Origin of the sequence: Mycobacterium mantenii, assembly GCF_001667865.1 — a bacterium.
Lineage (GTDB): Bacteria > Actinomycetota > Actinomycetes > Mycobacteriales > Mycobacteriaceae > Mycobacterium > Mycobacterium mantenii_A.
In genome coordinates, this window is the sequence record NZ_LZJP01000116.1 from 55,501 (window position 1) to 73,964 (window position 18,464).

10 protein-coding genes are annotated in these 18,464 nt (G+C 68.3%); 5 read left to right on the forward strand and 5 right to left on the reverse strand.

The genetic code is table 11. The features are described 5' to 3' along the window. The first annotated feature begins 60 nt into the window (after positions 1 to 60). From A5688_RS22730 to A5688_RS22750, 5 genes are all read left to right on the forward strand, one after another. Positions 61 to 963 carry an esterase family protein gene (locus tag A5688_RS22730; RefSeq protein WP_067836508.1) on the forward strand — a complete coding sequence of 301 codons (903 nt, stop codon included), beginning with the start codon at positions 61 to 63 and terminating at the stop codon, positions 961 to 963. A gap of 165 nt (positions 964 to 1,128) precedes the next feature. Next, entirely contained in the window at positions 1,129 to 2,139 is a 1,011-nt protein-coding gene (gene culp6 / locus A5688_RS22735; protein ID WP_067836448.1) for a carboxylesterase Culp6, read from the forward strand. Positions 2,140 to 2,456: 317 nt separating this feature from the next. Next, complete coding sequence (gene fadD32, locus A5688_RS22740) at positions 2,457 to 4,355, forward strand: long-chain-fatty-acid--AMP ligase FadD32 (RefSeq protein WP_067836446.1); 1,899 nt, start codon at positions 2,457 to 2,459, stop codon at positions 4,353 to 4,355. Between the two features lie 85 nt (positions 4,356 to 4,440). Further along, complete coding sequence (gene pks13, locus A5688_RS22745) at positions 4,441 to 9,765, forward strand: polyketide synthase Pks13 (RefSeq protein ID WP_082955168.1); 5,325 nt, start codon at positions 4,441 to 4,443, stop codon at positions 9,763 to 9,765. Positions 9,766 to 9,776: 11 nt separating this feature from the next. Continuing rightward, positions 9,777 to 11,351 carry an acyl-CoA carboxylase subunit beta gene (locus A5688_RS22750; RefSeq protein ID WP_120312406.1) on the forward strand — a complete coding sequence of 525 codons (1,575 nt, stop codon included), beginning with the start codon at positions 9,777 to 9,779 and terminating at the stop codon, positions 11,349 to 11,351. A gap of 97 nt (positions 11,352 to 11,448) precedes the next feature. Here the strand turns inward: A5688_RS22750 and A5688_RS22755 are convergent, their stop codons facing one another. From A5688_RS22755 to A5688_RS22775, 5 genes are all read right to left on the reverse strand, one after another. Further along, positions 11,449 to 13,224: an acyl-CoA dehydrogenase family protein gene (locus tag A5688_RS22755; RefSeq protein WP_067913088.1), complete on the reverse strand. Its 1,776-nt coding sequence runs from the start codon at positions 13,222 to 13,224 to the stop codon at positions 11,449 to 11,451. Positions 13,225 to 13,253: 29 nt separating this feature from the next. After that, entirely contained in the window at positions 13,254 to 13,952 is a 699-nt protein-coding gene (locus A5688_RS22760) for a Crp/Fnr family transcriptional regulator (protein WP_082951268.1), read from the reverse strand. 13 nt (positions 13,953 to 13,965) lie between these two features. Further along, positions 13,966 to 14,409, reverse strand: coding sequence for an FHA domain-containing protein (locus tag A5688_RS22765; RefSeq protein WP_067836436.1), 444 nt, complete (start codon positions 14,407 to 14,409; stop codon positions 13,966 to 13,968). A gap of 116 nt (positions 14,410 to 14,525) precedes the next feature. Further along, positions 14,526 to 15,041, reverse strand: a complete 516-nt coding sequence (locus A5688_RS22770; RefSeq protein ID WP_067913091.1) for a hypothetical protein — start codon at positions 15,039 to 15,041, stop codon at positions 14,526 to 14,528. Between the two features lie 169 nt (positions 15,042 to 15,210). Further along, entirely contained in the window at positions 15,211 to 18,438 is a 3,228-nt protein-coding gene (locus A5688_RS22775; RefSeq protein WP_067836430.1) for an arabinosyltransferase domain-containing protein, read from the reverse strand. Positions 18,439 to 18,464: the final 26 nt, after the last annotated feature.

Below are 18,464 nucleotides of genomic sequence, written 5' to 3' on the forward strand. Positions count from 1 at the left end.
ACTACGGCGCTGGCTAATCTGCTGTCAGCGACTAGACGATGGAGGGTGGACATGACGGTCGTGCGGGGTGTGTCAGCGCTTCTGCGGGTGTTCTGCGTAGCCGTGCTAGCGGTCGGGGTGGCCTTCGCGCTGCAGACCGCTGCAACCGTCGGAAAGGCCCGGGCGGCGGGCTACGAAAGCCTGATGGTTCCGTCGGCGGCCATGGGCCGCGACATCCCGGTGGCCTTCATGGGCGGTGGTCCGCACGCGGTCTACCTGCTCGACGCCTTCAACGCGGCCCCGGATGTGAGCAACTGGGTCACCGCCGGCAACGCGATGAACACGCTGGGCGGCAAGGGCGTCTCGGTGGTGGCCCCGGCCGGCGGCGCGTGGAGCATGTACACCAACTGGGAACAGGACGGCAGCAAGCAGTGGGACACGTTCCTGTCCAGCGAGCTGCCCGATTGGCTGGCCGCCAACAAGGGCCTGGCGCCCGGCGGGCACGCCGCCGTCGGTGCCTCGCAGGGCGGCTACGGCGCGATGGCGCTGGCCGCCTTCCACCCCGACCGCTTCGGCTTCGCCGGGTCGCTGTCGGGGTTCCTCTACCCGTCGAGCACCAACTACAACGGCGCCATCCTGGCCGGCCTGCAGCAGTTCGGCGGCGTCGACGGCAACGGCATGTGGGGCGCCCCGCAGCTGGGCCGGTGGAAGTGGCACGACCCGTACGTGCACGCCTCGCTGCTGGCGCAGAACAACACCCGGGTGTGGGTGTGGAGCCCGACCAACATGGGCGGCGACGACGCCGCGATGATCGGCCAGGCCGGCGCGGCGATGGGCAGTTCCCGCGAGTTCTATCAGCAGTACCGCAGCAACGGCGGGCACAACGGTCACTTCGACTTCCCCGGCGGCGGCGACAACGGCTGGGGCTCGTGGTCGGGGCAACTCGGGGCGATGTCGGGCGATATCGTCGGCGCCATCCGCTAGCGGCGATCGCCAGTGCGGCGAAGCCGGGCGCAGCGGGTCGGCGCCATCCGCTAGCGGCTCGCTGCCTGACTGACCCAGCCGGCCGAGCCGGTAGCGTGTAGGGGGTGCAGCAGGGGTCGGGAGGACCGCGTAGCTGCGATCCACCGACTCTGCTGGCAGGAGAACATGGCTAACAGCGCGCGGCGTAAGCGCCAACGCACCCTCGCTTGGATCGCCGCAGTGTCCGTCGCCGCCGTCGTCTTCCTGGGCATCTTGGCCGCGGTCACCCTGCTGCGCGGCCACCAGTCGCAGCCCAGCGCGGTGCCGTCCGGGGTGCTGCCGCCGTCATCGACCACGACGCACCCGCACAAGCCGCGACCCGCTTCGCAAGACGCCTCGTGCCCCGACGTGCTGCTGGTCAACGTTCCCGGCACGTGGGAGTCCGCGGTGCAGGACGACCCCGTCAACCCCGTCCAATTTCCCAACGCGCTGCTGCACAAGGTGACCACGAGCATTACCCAGCAGTTCCCGTCGTCGCGGGTGCAGGAGTACACCACCCCGTACACCGCGCAATTCCACAATCCGTTGAGCGGCGACACGCAGATGTCCTACAACGCCAGCCGGGCCGAGGGCACCCGCGCGACGGTCCAGGCGATGACCGACATGAACACCAAGTGCCCGCTGACCAGTTACGTGCTGATGGGCTTTTCGCAGGGAGCGGTGATCGCGGGCGATATCGCCAGCGACATCGGCAACGGCCGCGGACCCGTCGACGAGGACCTGGTGTTGGGTGTGACGTTGATCGCTGACGGCCGCCGTCAGATGGGAGTCGGCAACGACATCGGGCCCAACCCGCCGGGGCAGGGCGCCGAGGTCACGCTGCACGAGGTGCCCATTCTGTCTGGGATGGGTCTGACCATGACCGGTGCGCGCCCGGGGGGTTTCGGGGATCTCAACGCCAGGACCAATGAGATCTGCGCGCCGGGCGACCTCATCTGCGCCGCGCCGGAAGAGGCGTTCAGCATCGCCAACCTGCCGACGACGCTGAACACCTTGGCCGGCGGCGCGGGTCAGCCCGTCCACGCCCTCTACGCCACGACGCAGTGCTGGAGCATCGACGGGGCGCCGGCGACCGACTGGACGTTGAACTGGGCTCACGGTCTTATCGCGAATGCGCCACAACCGAAACACGGATGATCTACGGCGGTGGGACACAAGCGTCAGGTGGCGGTTGCCGACGTCGATCGGCGGTACCTTGTGATTTGGTCTGCCGTAGGCAGCCCCGTAACATTAAGAGGAATTTAAGAGCTATCGGACCTTTGTCGCGCACCCGTCGGGTCGGCGGGGACTGGCACATGGCCGGCTTACCCCAGCGGGTGCCGTGCGAGGTCCGGTGTGCGCGTAGACATGTAACCGTCGGCATAGCCGGCTAGAGAACGAAGCCGTCGGCGGAGCCGGCCTAGGAACAAGGCGTCGGCCGGGCCGACCCAAAACAGGTGCGACAGGAGAGCGGCATGGTGTACCACAACCCGTTCATCGTGAATGGAAAGATCAAGTTCCCGGACAACACGAACTTGGTCAAGCACGTTGAGAAATGGGCGAGGGTTCGCGGCGACAAGCTCGCCTACCGGTTCCTGGACTTCTCCACCGAACGCGACGGCGTCGCCTGCGACATCTCCTGGTCGGAGTTCAGCGCCCGCAACCGCGCCGTGGGTGCCCGCCTGCAGCAAGTCACCCAGCCCGAGGACCGCATCGCGGTGCTGTGCCCGCAGAACCTGGATTACCTCGTGGCGCTCTTCGGCGCGCTGTACGCCGGCCGGATCGCGGTGCCGCTGTTCGACCCGAGCGAGCCGGGCCACGTCGGTCGCCTGCACGCCGTGCTCGACGACTGCACCCCGTCGACGATCCTGACCACCACCGAGGCCGCCGAGGGCGTCCGCAAGTTCATCCGCGCCCGGGCGGCCAAGGAACGTCCCCGCATCATCGCCGTCGACGCGGTGCCCAACGAGGTCGCGTCCACCTGGGTGCCGCCCGAGGCCGACGAGAACACCATCGCCTACCTGCAGTACACCTCCGGGTCCACCCGCACCCCGACCGGCGTGCAGATCACCCACCTCAACCTGCCCACCAACGTGCTGCAGGTGCTCAACGGGCTCGAGGGTAAAGAGGCCGACCGCGGGCTGTCCTGGCTGCCGTTCTTCCACGACATGGGGCTGATCACCGCGCTGCTGTCACCGGTGATCGGCCACAACTTCACCTTCATGACGCCGGCCGCCTTCGTGCGCCGGCCCGGCCGGTGGATCCGCGAGATGGCGCGCAAGCCCGAGGACGCCCCGGACTGCGAGGTCATCACCGTGGCGCCGAACTTCGCGTTCGAGCATGCCGCGGTCCGCGGCGTGCCCAAGGAGGGTGAGCCGCCGCTGGATCTGAGCAACGTCAAGGCGATCCTGAACGGCAGCGAGCCGGTGTCCCCGGCGTCGATGCGCAAGTTCTACGAGGCGTTCTCGCCCTACGGTCTGCGGGAGACCGCGATCAAGCCCTCCTACGGTCTGGCCGAGGCGACCCTGTTCGTCTCCACCACGCCGATGGACGAGGCGCCCACGGTCATCCACGTCGACCGTGACGAGCTGAACAAGCAGCGCTTCGTCGAGGTGCCCGCCGATTCACCCAAGGCCGTCCCTCAGGTTTCCGCCGGCATCATCGGCGTCGACGAGTGGGCCGTCATCGTCGACCCGGAGACCGCCAGCGAGCTGCCCGACGGTCAGATCGGCGAGATCTGGCTGCACGGAAACAACCTGGGCACCGGCTACTGGGGCAAGGAAGAAGAGACCAACGACATCTTCCGCAACATCCTCAAGTCGCGGATCAGCCAGTCGCACGCAGAGGGTGCCCCCGACGACGGCATGTGGGTCAAGACCGGCGATTACGGCACTTACCACAAGGGCCACCTCTACATCGCGGGCCGCATCAAGGACCTGGTCATCATCGACGGCCGCAACCACTACCCGCAGGACCTCGAGTACTCGGCGCAGGAAGCCAGCAAGGCGCTGCGCACCGGTTACGTCGCCGCCTTCTCGGTGCCGGCCAACCAGCTGCCCAAGGAAGTGTTCGACAACCCGCACGCCGGCATCAAGTACGACCCCGACGACGGCTCCGAGCAGCTGGTGATCGTCGCCGAACGCGCGGCCGGCTCGCACAAGCTGGACTACCAGCCGATCGCCGACGACATCCGGGCCGCGATCGCGGTGCGCCACGGCGTGACGGTCCGCGACTTGCTGCTGGTGCAGTCGGGGACCATCCCGCGCACATCCAGCGGCAAGATCGGGCACCGCGCCTGCCGCGCCGCCTACCTCGACGGCAGTCTGCGAAGCGGCGTCGGTTCCCCGACGGCCTTCGCCAGCGCCACCGACTGAATCCCTTAGGACCATGGCTGACACTGAGCATCCCGAAAACGACACCCCGGGCCCTGACGGGGAGGTGCCCGCCAAGAAAACGGACATGCGCGCCGGCGACGATGCAGAGCGCAGCGATGAGGAGAAGCGGCGCCCAACAACCGTCCCCGAGATGCGCCAGTGGCTGCGCAACTGGGTCGGCCGGGCCGTCGGTAAATCACCCGACGACATCGACGAGTCGGTGCCGATGGTCGAACTGGGCCTGGCGTCGCGGGATGCCGTGGCGATGGCCGCCGACATCGAGGACATGACCGGTGTGACCCTGTCGGTCGCGGTCGCCTTCCAGCACCCGACCATCGAATCGCTGGCGACCCGCATCATCGAGGGTGAGCCCGAGGTCGCCGATGACGAGCTCGACGGGGCCGACTGGACCCGCACCGGCCCGGCCGAGCGCGTCGACATCGCGATCGTGGGCCTGTCGACCCGCCTTCCCGGCGACATGAATTCCCCGGACGAGACCTGGGCGGCGCTGATGGAGGGCCGCGACGCCATCACCGATCTGCCCGAGGGCCGGTGGTCGGAATTCCTCGAGGAGCCGCGCATCGCCCAACGCGTCGGCACCGCCCGCACCCGCGGCGGCTACCTGAAGGACATCAAGGGTTTCGACTCCGAGTTCTTCGCGGTCGCCAAGACCGAGGCCGACAACATCGACCCGCAGCAGCGGATGGCGCTCGAGCTGACCTGGGAGGCGCTCGAGCACGCCCGGATCCCGGCGTCGAGCCTGCGCGGCGAGGCCGTCGGCGTGTATGTCGGCTTCTCCAACAACGACTACCAATTCCTGGCGGTGTCCGACCCGACGGTCGCGCACCCCTACGCGATCACCGGCACCGCCAGCTCGATCATCGCCAACCGGGTGTCCTACTTCTACGACTTCCGCGGCCCGTCGGTGGCGCTGGACACCGCCTGCTCGAGTTCGCTGGTGGCGACGCACCAGGCGGTGCAGGCGCTGCGCAATGGCGAATGCGACGTGGCGGTGGCCGGTGGTGTCAACGCGCTGCTCACCCCGCTGGTGACGCTCGGTTTCGACGAGATCGGCGCGGTGCTGTCCCCCGACGGCCGCATCAAGTCGTTCTCGTCGGACGCCGACGGCTACACCCGCTCCGAGGGCGGCGGCATGTTCGTGCTCAAGCGGGTCGACGACGCCCGCCGCGACGGCGACCAGATCCTGGCCGTCATCGCCGGCAGCGCGGTCAACCACGACGGCCGGTCCAACGGGCTGATCGCCCCCAACCAGGACGCCCAGGCCGAGGTGCTGCGCCGGGCCTACAAGGACGCCGGCATCGATCCGCGCACGGTGGACTACATCGAGGCGCACGGCACCGGCACCGTCCTGGGTGACCCGATCGAGGCCGAGGCGCTGGGCCGGGTCGTCGGCCGCGGCCGGCCCGCCGATCGTCCGGCGTTGCTGGGTGCGGTGAAAACGAATGTGGGACACCTGGAGTCGGCCGCCGGAGCGGCGAGCCTGGCCAAGGTCGTGCTCGCGCTGCAGCACGACAAGCTGCCACCGTCGATCAACTTCGCCGGCCCGAGCCCCTACATCGACTTCGACGGCATGCGCTTGAAAGTCATTGACAGCGCAAGCGATTGGCCGCGCTACGGCGGCTACGCGCTGGCCGGGGTGTCCAGCTTCGGCTTCGGTGGGGCCAACGCGCACCTGGTGGTGCGGGAGACCCTGCCGCGCGACGTCATCGAGCGCGAAGCCGAGCCGCAGCCTGTCGCCGCCGCGCCGGCCGCCGAAGCGGCCGAGGCCCCCACGCTGGAAAGCCATTCGCTGCGATTCGACGACTTCGGCAACATCATCCCCGACGCCTCCGAGGTGGAGGAGGAAGAATACGAGCTGCCGGGCGTGACCGACGAGGCGCTGCGCCTCAAGGAGATCGCGCTGGAAGAGCTTGCCGCGCAAGAGGAGTCGGAGCCGACCAAGCCGCTGATCCCGCTCGCGGTGTCGGCGTTCCTGACGTCGCGCAAGAGGGCCGCGGCCGCCGAGCTCGCGGACTGGATGGAAAGTCCGGAAGGCCAGGCGTCGTCGCTGGAGTCGATCGGCCGGGCGCTGTCGCGGCGCAACCACGGCCGTTCGCGCGCGGTGGTGCTGGCCCACGACCACGACGAGGCCGTCAAGGGTCTGCGGGCGATCGCAGAGGGCAAGCAGCGGGCAGGCGTATTCAGCACCGACGGGCCGGTGACCAGCGGGCCGGTCTGGGCGATGGCCGGATTCGGTGCGCAGCACCGCAAAATGGGCAAGAGCCTGTACCTGCGCAACGAGGTCTTCGCCGAGTGGATCGAGAAGGTCGACGCGCTGATCCAGGACGAGCGGGGCTACTCGATTCTCGAGCTGATCCTCGACGACTCGCAGGACTACGGCATCGAGACCAGCAACGTCGTCATCTTCGCGATCCAGATCGCCCTGGGCGAGTTGCTCAAACACCACGGCGCCAAACCCGCTGCGGTGGTTGGCCAGTCGCTCGGCGAGCCCGCATCGGCCTACTTCGCCGGAGGCCTGTCGCTGGCGGATGCGGCCCGCGTGATCGCCTCACGCTCGCACCTGATGGGCGAGGGCGAGGCGATGTTGTTCGGCGAGTACATCCGGTTCATGGCGCTCGTCGAGTACTCCGCCGACGAGCTCAACACCGTGTTCGCCGACTTCCCCGGCCTGGAGGTGTGCGTCTACGCCGCACCCAGCCAGACCGTTATCGGCGGCCCCCCCGAGCAGATCGATGCGATCGTCGCCCGGGCGGAGGCGGAGGGCCGGTTCGCCCGCAAGCTGCAGACCAAGGGCGCCGGCCACACCTCGCAGATGGATCCGCTGCTCGGTGAGTTCTCCGCCGAGCTGCAGGGGATCCACCCGCTGAGCCCGAACGTCGGCATCTTCTCGACCGTGCACGAGGGCACCTATATCAAGCCCGGCGGCGAGCCGATCCACGATGTCGCCTACTGGGTCAAGGGCATGCGGCATTCGGTGTACTTCACCCACGGCGTCCGCAACGCGGTCGACAGCGGGCACACCACCTTCTTGGAGCTCGCGCCCAACCCGGTGGCGCTGATGCAGATCGGCCTCACCACCGCCGCCGCGGGTCTTCATGACGCCCAACTGATTCCGACGCTGGCCCGCAAGCAGGACGACGTCGAGTCGATGATCTCGGCCATGGCCCAGCTCTACGTCCACGGTCACGACCTGGACATCCGGACGCTGTTCAGTCGGGCCCAGGGTCCTGAAGATTTTGCGAACATCCCGCCGACCCGGTTCAAGCGCAAAGAGCACTGGCTGGACGTGCACTTCTCCGGCGACGGCTCGGTGATCATGCCGGGCACCCACGTCGCGCTGCCCGACGGTCGCCACGTCTGGGAGTTCGCGCCGCGCAACGGCGACACGGACTTGGCCGCGTTGGTGAGATCCGCTGCGACACAAGTGCTTCCGGATGCACAGCTGGCGGCGTCCGAGCAGCGCGCGGTGCCCGGCGCGGGCGCCCGGCTGGTGACGACGATGACCCGGCACCCGGGCGGCGCCTCGGTGCAGGTGCACGCCCGCATCGACGAGTCCTTCACCCTGGTGTACGACGCACTGGTGTCGCGGGCCGGTTCGAGTGTCGCCGCACTGCCGGCCGCGGTGGGCGCCGGCGCGACGATCACCGCCCCGGCCGCGACCGCCGCGGTCGAGGCTCCCCAGGCGCCGGCCGAGGAGGCCGACGCCGAGACGCTGTCGGACAGCCTGACCAACCGCTACCTGCCGTCCAGCGTGGGCCGGTGGACACCGGATTCCGGCGAGACCATCGGCGAGCGGCTGGGCCTGATCGTCTCGGCGGCAATGGGTTACGAGCCCGAGGACCTGCCGTGGGAGGTGCCGCTGATCGAGCTCGGCCTGGACTCGCTGATGGCGGTGCGGATCAAGAACCGCGTCGAATACGACTTCGACATGCCGCCGATCCAACTGACGGCCGTGCGCGACGCCAACCTGTACGCCGTCGAGAAGCTGATCGAGTACGCGGTCGAGCACCGCGACGAGGTCGAACAGCTGCACGAGCACCAGAAGACAATGACGCCCGAGGAGATCGCCCGGGAGCAGGCCCAGCTGCTCAGCGGGGCGACGCCGACCTCGGCCGCCGCGCCCGCACCGGACCCGCAGGCCGAGCCCGAGACTCAGCCGGCCCCGCCGCCGTCGTCGGACGCGCCGATCCCGCCGCCGCCGACGGATCCGTCCGGCCCGAAGGGCGCGGCGACCAACGGCGCGAAGCCGGATCTCGCGGGCGCGCTCAGCTCCGAAGCGGTGGCCAAGGCGCTGAACTCCGATGTGCCGCCGCGTGATGCGGCCGAGCGGGTCACTTTCGCCACCTGGGCGATCGTCACGGGCAAGTCGCCGGGCGGCATCTTCAACCCGCTGCCCAAGCTCGACGGGAACACCGCGGCCAAGATGGCGCAGCGGCTCGCCGAACGCGCCGAGGGCGACATCAGCGCCGAGGACGTCCTGTCGTCGGAGACCATCGAGGAGCTGGCCGAAAAGGTCCGCCAGTACCTCGAGGCGGGTCAGATCGACGGCTTCGTCCGCACCCTGCGGGCCCCGCAGAACGAGTCGCAGATACCCGTGTTCGTGTTCCATCCGGCCGGCGGTTCGACGGTGGTCTACGAGCCGCTGTTGAACCGGTTGCCCGCGGACACGCCGATGTACGGGTTCGAGCGCGTGGAGGGCACCGTTCAGGAGCGGGCCGCCCAGTACGTGCCGAAGCTGCTGGAGATGAACGAGGGCAAGCCGTTCATCCTGGCCGGCTGGTCGCTCGGCGGCGCGCTGGCGTACGCGTGCGCGATCGGGCTGAAGCGGGTCGGCGCGGATGTGCGCTTCGTCGGGATGATCGACACCGTGCGCGCCGGCGAGGAAATTCCGCAGACCCAGGAGGAGACCCGCAAGCGCTGGGACCGGTACGCGAAGTTCGCCGAGCGCACCTTCAACGTCGAGATCCCCGCGATCCCCTACGAGCAGCTCGAAGAGCTCGACGACGAGGGGCAGGTCAAGTTCGTGCTGGACATCGTCCAGCAGAGCGGTGTGCAGATTCCGGGTGGCATCGTCGAGCACCAGCGGACGTCCTACCTGGACAACCGGGCGCTCGAGACCGTCCAGATCGAGCCGTACGACGGCCACGTCACCCTTTACATGGCCGACCGCTACCACGACGACGTCATCGAGTTCGAGCCGCGGTATGCGGTCCGCAAGCCCGACGGCGGCTGGGGCGAGTACGTGGCCGACCTCGAGGTGGTGCCGATCGGTGGCGAGCACATCCAGGCCATCGACGAACCGATCATCGGCAAGGTGGGTGCTCACCTCGCGGACGTGCTGAATAAGGTGGAGGCGGAAACCAGTCAGACGAGTGAGGTGGGCAAGTAGTGACGGAGACCGTGCCAGCTTCGGGGGCAGCTCCCATTCAGCACACCACCGCCGAGAAGCTGGCCGAGCTCTACGCTCGCCTGGAACTGGCCAAAGAGCCCGGCGGCGAGAAGGCCGTCGCCAAGCGCGACAAGAAGGGCATCCCGAGCGCGCGCGCCCGGGTGCACGCGCTGGTCGATCCGGGCACCTTCCTGGAGACCGGGGCGCTGGCCAAGACGCCGAACGACCCGAACGCGCTCTACGGCGACGGGTGCGTCACCGGCCACGCCATGATCGACGGCCGGCCGGTCGGGGTGTTCTCCCACGACCAGACGGTGTTCCAGGGCACCGTCGGTGAGATGTTCGGCCGCAAGGTGGCCAGGCTGATGGAATGGTGCGCCATGGTCGGCTGCCCGATCATCGGCATCCAGGACTCCGGTGGTGCCCGCATCCAGGACGCGGTTACCTCGCTGGCGTGGTACGCCGAGCTGGGCCGCCGCCACGAGGCGCTGTCCGGGCTGGTGCCGCAGATCTCCCTTATCTTCGGGAAATGCGCTGGGGGAGCGGTGTATTCGCCGATCCAGGACGACCTGCTGGTCTCGGTGCGTGACCAGGGGTACTTCTTCGTCACCGGGCCCGATGTGATCCGAGAGGTTACCGGCGAAGACGTCACCCTCGACGAGCTCGGCGGCTCCGACGCCCAGGCCCGCAACGGCAACATCCACCAGGTGGTCGACTCCGAGGCCGAGGCGTTCCAGTACGTGCGCGACTTCCTGTCGTTCCTGCCGTCGAGCGCGGTCAGCGAGCCGCCGATCGTCAACCCCGGCCTCGAGCCGGAGACCACCCCGACCGATCTGGAGCTCGACTCGATCGTGCCGGACTCGGACAACATGGCCTACGACATGCACGAGATCCTGCTGCGGATCTTCGACGACGGCGACTTCCTCGACGTCGCCGCGCAACACGGGCCGGCCATCATCACCGGATTCGCCCGGGTCGACGGACGCCCGGTGGGCGTGATCGCCAACCAGCCCATGTACTTGTCCGGGTCGATCGACAACGAGGCCTCCGACAAGGCGGCCCGGTTCATCCGGTTCTGCGACGCGTTCAACGTCCCGCTGGTCTTCGTGGTGGACACGCCGGGCTTCCTGCCGGGCGCCGAGCAGGAGAAGAACGGGATCATCAAGCGCGGCGGCCGGTTCCTTTACTCGGTGGTCGAGGCCGACGTGCCGAAGGTGACCATCACGGTCCGCAAGTCGTACGGCGGCGCCTACGCGGTGATGGGCTCGCGGCAGCTGACCGCCGACTTCAACTTCGCCTGGCCGACCGCGCGCATCGCGGTGATCGGCGCCGAGGGGGCCGCGCAGCTGCTGATGAAGCGGTTCCCCGACCCGACCACGCCCGAGGCGCAGCAGATCAAGAAGGACTTCATCGAGGGCTACAACCTCAACATGGCGATCCCGTGGACCGCCGCCGAACGCGGATTCATCGACGCGGTCATCGACCCGCACGAGACCCGGCTGCTGCTGCGCAAGTCCATGAAGCTGTTGCGGGACAAGCAGTTGTGGTTCCGCACGGCACGCAAGCACGGGCTCATCCCGATCTAGTCGGCCGTGCCGGGCGGCGGTCGCGACCGTCGGGGCAATGGGTGACTTCGCAAAGCGCTAGCGCATCCGCTATCGCTTTCGCGGACAACACAATTGACTAGAGTCGCAGCGCACCGTCGAGCAGTTCGTCGAAGCGCTCCAGCGCCTCGTCGGAGTCGGCGTCGATGCCGCGCAGCGCCCCTCGATCGGCGAGATAGCGCTGCGCGTGCAGCCGGGCGACGAGTCCCTTGCGTTCACCGCCACGGGTGGCCCGCTCCCAGGCGGCCTGCTCGATGAGTAGCGCACCGGCGTAGACGTCGCCCATGAATTGCGCCAGCGGGAACAGCCGCGCCTCGGCCGTCTCCCTGTCCAGCTTGGTCCACGCCGTGACCGCAGCCTCCAGATCCTCGATCCGGCCGGCGACCAGCCGGGTGGCTTCGTCGTCGTCGGCGACCGACACCGCGTCGCGCAACCGCGCCAGCAGCGACTCGTGCGCGCGGGTCTGCTCGATGCCGCGTCGCACATCCAGGCACAGAATGTTGTCCGGCCCCTCCCAGATCGTGTTCACCTGCGCGTCGCGCAGCAGCCGCGCCACCGGCCACGTCTCGATATAGCCGTTGCCGCCGTGGATTTCGATCGCATCCGAGGCCGCGGTGATCCCCAGCCGGCACACCCTGAGTTTGGTGACGGGCACGGCGATGCGTTGCCGCATGCCGCGCGGCTGGCGATGGTTGGTGGCGCCGGTGCCGTCGAACACCAACGCCGCGGCGGCCTCGACGTCGACGATCATCTCGGCGAGTTTGCGCCGCATCAGAGGTTTGTCGATGAGCGCGCCGCCGAAGGCCCGGCGTTGGCGGGCATAACACACCGATTCGACCAGCGCGCGACGCGCATTGCCGAGCGCGAACAAGGCGATGCCCAGGCGCGCGGCGTTGGTCAGCTCCATCATGCGTCCCAGCCCCTTGCCGTCCGACGGTCCCGCGGCGGCGTCGGTGGGCTCGCCGGACAGCAGAAACGCCTCGGCGTCGACGAATTCGACCTCGCCCGAGGCCACCGAGCGGGTGCCGAGCTTGTCCTTGAGCCGCCGGACCCGCACCCCGTTGCGCGAGCCGTCGCGGCGGGTGCGCAGCACCAAAAAGTTGGCGACGCCCCGCGAAGAGTCCGGTGCGCCTTCGGGTTTGGCCAGGACGACGAACGCCTCCCCGGCGCAGTTGGACGCAAACCACTTGAAGCCGTTCAACAACCACGCGTCACCATGCCGCGTGGCTGTGGTCTCCAGCGCTCCCAGATCGGAGCCGCCCGTGCGCTCGGTCAACAGCTGCGCCGTCTCGCCGGCCCACTCCCCGGAGGCGAATTTGGCCAGCACATGCTCGGCCACATCCGGCGGTGCGTACGCGGCCACCAGCGACTGGACCATGCCGCCGCCGGTGCCCAATGCGCAACCCATCCCGATATCGGCTTGGTTGAGCAGATAATTCGAGGCGAACATGGTGAGCGACGAGCTCATCTTCGCCTCGCGTGCCTCGGTGCGCAGCGCCTGTTGGGCATCCAGGACCGCGCGCTTGGATTGCGTGAAGGAGGTCGGCATGACCACCTCGCTGATGTCATGACCCCACCGGTCGTAGCGCTGCAGCCGGGGCGGGTTGCGATCCGTCTCCTCGGCCCACCGCGCCACCGGCCCGCCCATCAATTCGCCGATGCGCGTCAAGTGGCGTTCGGCCAGCTGCAGTTCCTCGGGCTTCAGGTAATACGCCATGGTGAACTGCAGCGTGGGATCGATCAGGTACCAGTTGAGCCCGACGGCTCCGCGGTAGTTCTCCGTCGCGTAGCGCTGCGATTTCTCGTCGGTGGAAAACGGCAGCCGGTCCACCGCCTCTGCGGCGTAGTCGCTCATGGGTGAGACGCTACGCGCCGAGCCGATCGTCAGGCAGTAGCCCGCAGCGGGCGGCGCCGGCGATTCGGGCCCGGCCCGGATCGGGCGCTCGCCTCGGCGCGCCGGGCCAGCGCCGCGGGGCTGATGATCACAACGGTCTTGCCTTCCAACAGGATCCAGCCCCGCGTGGCGAAATTGCGCAACGCCCTGTTCACCGAAACCCGGTCCGCGCCCACGAGTTGGGCCATCTCATCCTGGCTGAGCTCGAGCGCGAGCCGCAGCGCATCGCCCTCGCGGGTGCCGAACCGCTCACCCAGCACCAGCAGCTGACGGGCAACGCGCGCGGTGACATCGCTGGAAACCAGTTCGACGAGTTGCCGTTCGATGTGCTGCACCTGCCGGGTCATCGTGCGCAGCAGCTGCTCGGCGACGGCCGGCTGTTGTGCCATCAGTGCGCGCAGTGCGGCGCGGTCCAGCCACATCGCCCGCACATCGGTGATCGCCGTGGCCGTGCACGCGCGGGGACCGGGATCGAACACCGCCAGCTCGCCGAAAACCTCCCCGGGGCCGATGATCGCCCGCAGGCTGCTGCGGCCGGCGGACCCCCGATAACTGATCTTCACCGCACCTTCGACGATCAGATACACGCGATCACCGGGGTCGCCCTGCGTGAAAATCGTTTCGCCGGACCCGAATTCGGCGGTGCGTACCTGAACGTCGTCCGCGCCGCGGCCGGATGCAGTGGTCACGAATCCCCCTCGGTCAGGGCGCTTGGGCGGTGAGGAAAACCAGCCGGAAATTGCCGATCTGGACTACGTCGCCGTTGGCCAGCACCGCGGAGTCGACGGCGGCGCGATTGACGTAGGTGCCGTTCAGGCTGCCGCGATCGACGACGCGGAATTCGCCGTTCTCGGTGCGGAATTCGGCGTGCCTGCGGCTGACCGTGATGTCGTCGAGGAAGATGTCGCTGGCGGGATGCCGCCCAGCGTTCATGACCGGCTGGTTCAACACGAATGTCGCCCCGACGTTGGGACCCCGCTTCACCACGAGCATGGCCGAGCCGCGGGTCAGCGTCGCAGCGGCTTCGGCTACGGCCGACGTTGTGTCGATTTCATCGCGGGCATCGGCACGCAGCGACTCGATATCGCCGGTGGCATCATCCGCCGCGGCTCGCTGCTGGCTTGTGTTCCTCTGTGGTACCGACACTGCTGCCCTTCACGTTCTTCCGAGAAACCCATCGCATCATCCGACGCGAGCGCCAAAACAGGGCCGGAAGTCCCCGCTTTGTCCGCAGCGGGCGGCGGCGGCGTGCGGGCGGGGGGTCAGGACTTGACGGGTACCACGAACTCAGAGGTATAGAACTCCGCCGGATTCTGCGAGTTTGCATTCGCCCGTTCGATAATCACCCAAACACCGGTCGTGCCCGGCGCAATGGCGTCGGCCACGGTCGCAGTTCCGTTTCCGGCGCCGTCGAGGACCATGCCGGTAAACGCGGTTCCCGGATCCCCGGGCCCACAGGTCGACGACGAGGGGCGCGGTTCTTCGATGAGGCCGACGTCGAAATGCATGCCCGGCTCGGGCCCGTCGACCAGATGCACGTCGGCGACGGCCCGGGATCCGCTCGTGCGCACGACGGCCGAACCGGTGCCGAGCATCGGGCTGGGCACCTTGGGCGCGATGCTGACCTTGCTGAAATCGCAACGCCGCAAGTAGTTGTCGAAGACGACGGTGGTGCCGCCACCCTCGGCGGCGGCCGTGCCGATGGCCGAAGTCGCGGCCGGGGCGATCAGCACCGTGATCGCGGCCGTGCAGGTTCCCAGGCGTGTCAGCGTGTGCATGGGGCCACCCTTTTCCGTCGTGTGAACTGGATCACAGCGAAAAGAGTATTGACCCGAAATTGGCGGAATTAAACCTCTGACAGGTAATTACTCCACCGTTAATTCATTGCGTTATTCGACCGGTGAATAATGACGGCGCAATTCCATTTCGCGACGCCGTGTTTATCGCCTAAGGCTTGATGCGGATCGGCCCGGGCGACCACCATCCGGTGCGGGTGGCGGTGCCCAGGTCGAGCTGCGCCGGCTGCGCGTCGGCGATGGTGTCGAACTTGCGCAGTGATCCCCAGTCGCGGCCCCAGTCGTGGGACAGGTACGTCGACATCACGTGGGCCCGCAGCAACAGGTCGGTGATGCCCAGCAGGCCGCCGTTGACGCCGTCCTGCCAGGTGTCGGTGTCCTGCTTCTTGGCGTTGTAATCCGGGGTGATGCGGAACTGCGGGATCTCGGTGACGCCGTTGACGTGCAGCATCGGCTGTTGGCAGGGGAACGCCAGCCCGACCGCCCAGTCCATCAGCACCGGCCGCTTGGAACCGATGTACTCCTGCAGGGAGCGCAGCTCAGGCACCCGCGGCGGGGTCAGCGCGATCCAGTCGTCCGGTGTCAGCGACAGGTCCTCGGCGACCACCCGCACCGCGACCGCGTCGGTGGGCATCGCCGAGCGGGCGAAGCGCAGGTTCCGCCACACCTTGGGTTGCTCGCCGTACAGGTCGTAGGGCGCCAGCCGGCCGGCCGGCCGCATGGAGCCGTCGGGTCCGGGCCTGCCGAATTCCAGTTCCACGGTCTGCCCATTGGTGTGGTGGTGCAGGATGCTGTTGCCGGCGATCGTGCCCGCGGCGGTCACCACCACCAGCGGATGCCCGGCGTCGGGCTTCGGCAGCTGATACCAGGCCGACGTCAGCCGGCTCTGCTGTTGCGCACCGGTGGTGTAGCTGCCGGCCAGCGGGACCCGCGCGGGGTCCAGGCCGTAGGGCAACGGCACCGTCGACCCGTTGACGCCCGGCGTCGTCAGCTTGAGCGGGGCGTCCCAGTCGTAGTCGGTGCCGGGCTGAGGTACCGCCGTCTCCTTGACCGACTCGGCCAGCGTGCGATCCGGTACGCCGTTGGGCGTGAATCCCGTCGGGTTGACGCCGCCCAACGGGCCCAGGGCGCCGAAGTTGTCCGGCAGGGGCGCCATAAAGCCGACGTTGCTGTCCGGCTCGACGAGCACGTCGTCGGCCAGCCCGCAACCGCCGCTGAACTCTCGCAGGTTGTCCCAGGCATTCGAGTAGGTGGGGTACTGGCGAACGATGCCGGCCACCATCGACGCGATGAACACGAGCGCCATGAAGCCGGCCGCAACGGGGATGGGAGCCGCCGTCAGCACCCGCGCCAGCCGTCCTTCGCCGCGGGACCTGGACGCGAAGTGCAGATACACCGCCCACAGCGCGGTAATCGCGAAGAACGCGAAAAAGATTGTGCTGATGGTGATTCCGCCGATTTTCGGCATTGAGCTGTTGAACGGAACGCCGTAACTGGAGACGTACCACCAGCCGTTCGTGGTGGCGAAACACAGCGCCAGCACGAAGAACAACGCCGCCAGGAACGCCATGCGGTTGCGCGACCAGCGCAAGATCTCGTGCGACACCAGCACCGTCGTCAGCGCGGCCATCGCCGCGCCCACCGCGGCGAACAGGCCGAAGTGGTGCACCCACTTGGTGGGGGTGAACATCAGGAAGAACATGGTGCCGAAGATGACACCCATCAGCCGCCAGGCCGGCCCGCGCGCCACACCGGGAACCCGCTTGCGCCGCAGCATGATGAAGACGGCCGTGAAGAGGCACAGCGCGGTGAGCAGGAAGCCGAAGCGGCGCGACAGCGACCCGTCGACGGTGGGAAGAATCAGGTAGTAGTAGCGCAGGTTCTCGGTGTACCAGGCCTGACTGGGGCCGATCGAGGTGCGAATCCTGGTGGCTTCCAACACCGTTGACAGCGTCTGATCGGCGAACACCACGGTCAGGATCACCGTGCCGGCGGCCAGCATCGGTGCCACCAGCGGCCAGGTGCCGACCAGGCGGTGCCGGCGGACCAGGATGCGCAGGATCGGGCGTCCACCGGCGATCAATGCGGCGACGGCGATCAGCCCGGTGGGCTGGACGCCGAGCGTGAAGGCCGCGGTGATGACCGCCAGCGCCGCGGGCGTCAGCCGGCTGTAGCGCATGGAGCGCTCGATCAGCACGTAGGTGATCAGCGAGCCGACGGCGATGATCGGTTCGGGGCGCAGGCCGTTGTCGAACGGCATCCAGGCGGTCAGCAGGACCATGCCCGCCGCCCAATTCGCCGCCTTGCTGCGCGCGACCGCGGGCCCCAGCCGGGGCAGCACCTCGCGCGAGAGCAGCAACCAGCACACGATCCCGGCGATCAAGTCCGGCAACCGCATCCACAGGCTGGCGTCGGTGACATGGGTCATCAGCGCCAGCAGGTTGTAGTACCAGCCGAAGGGGTCTTCGGGGCTACCGAACCAGCGGAAGTAGTTCGACATGTAGCCGGCGCGGTCGGCGACCCGGGCCATGCCCAGGATGTAGCCGTCGTCCGAGGAGTTCGCCCCGATCACGTGCCACAGCACGAATCCGGAGATCACCGTGACGTCGGCCAGGGTGAAGGTGCGCCAGTTCGCCGGGATCAGCCGGCGCATCCGGTGGCCGTCCAACTGGTCGAGGCGCCACAGCGCGACCAGCGCGACGATGGTGGACACGATCGCCAGCACCATCGCGACCAGCTTCAGCGTCGTCGGTGTGGTGGAGAACCGGGTGTCGATGGTCGCCGACAACTTCAAATCCGCCGGGGCCGGCCCGCTGAGGTCGGTGAACACCCCCACGATCTGCGGCCGCAGGTTCGGATCGGGGAAACCGCCGCCGAGCGGTTTGCCCGCCGGATCGTTCAGTCCGACGAAGGTGGCGTAGGCGCCCCCCTTGGTCGAGGTGATGTCGATGCGCTGACATTGCGGGCCTGCCACCTGATCCCGCGCCGCGCTGGCGATCACCACGTTGCGGTCGGTGACGTCGACGCGCTTGCCGTTGACGACCACGAACAACGCGTTGAGCGCGGCGTCCTTGCCCTTCTTGGGTGCGGTGCTGAGCACGACCCCGCCCTCCGGTGGCAGGGCACGCACCACCGAGCACGGCACCGTCACGTGCACGTCGACCGGGGTCAGCGAAATCAGCGGCGCGGTAACGCTGTTCAGCTGGCCATTCTGCGGCCAATTCAGCGTCGCGGTGGTCTGCACGACGGGCAGCAGCGGCGTCGCGACCGACAGGATGAAGCCGATCAGCCCGGCGATCGTCGCGACCCACCGCGTCGCGCGCACGTTCTGACGGGGGGTCGCCTTGTCTTCGCGGCTGTCGACGGTCGTGACGCTCATTTGCTGGTCGGTTCGCGACCCGCTGC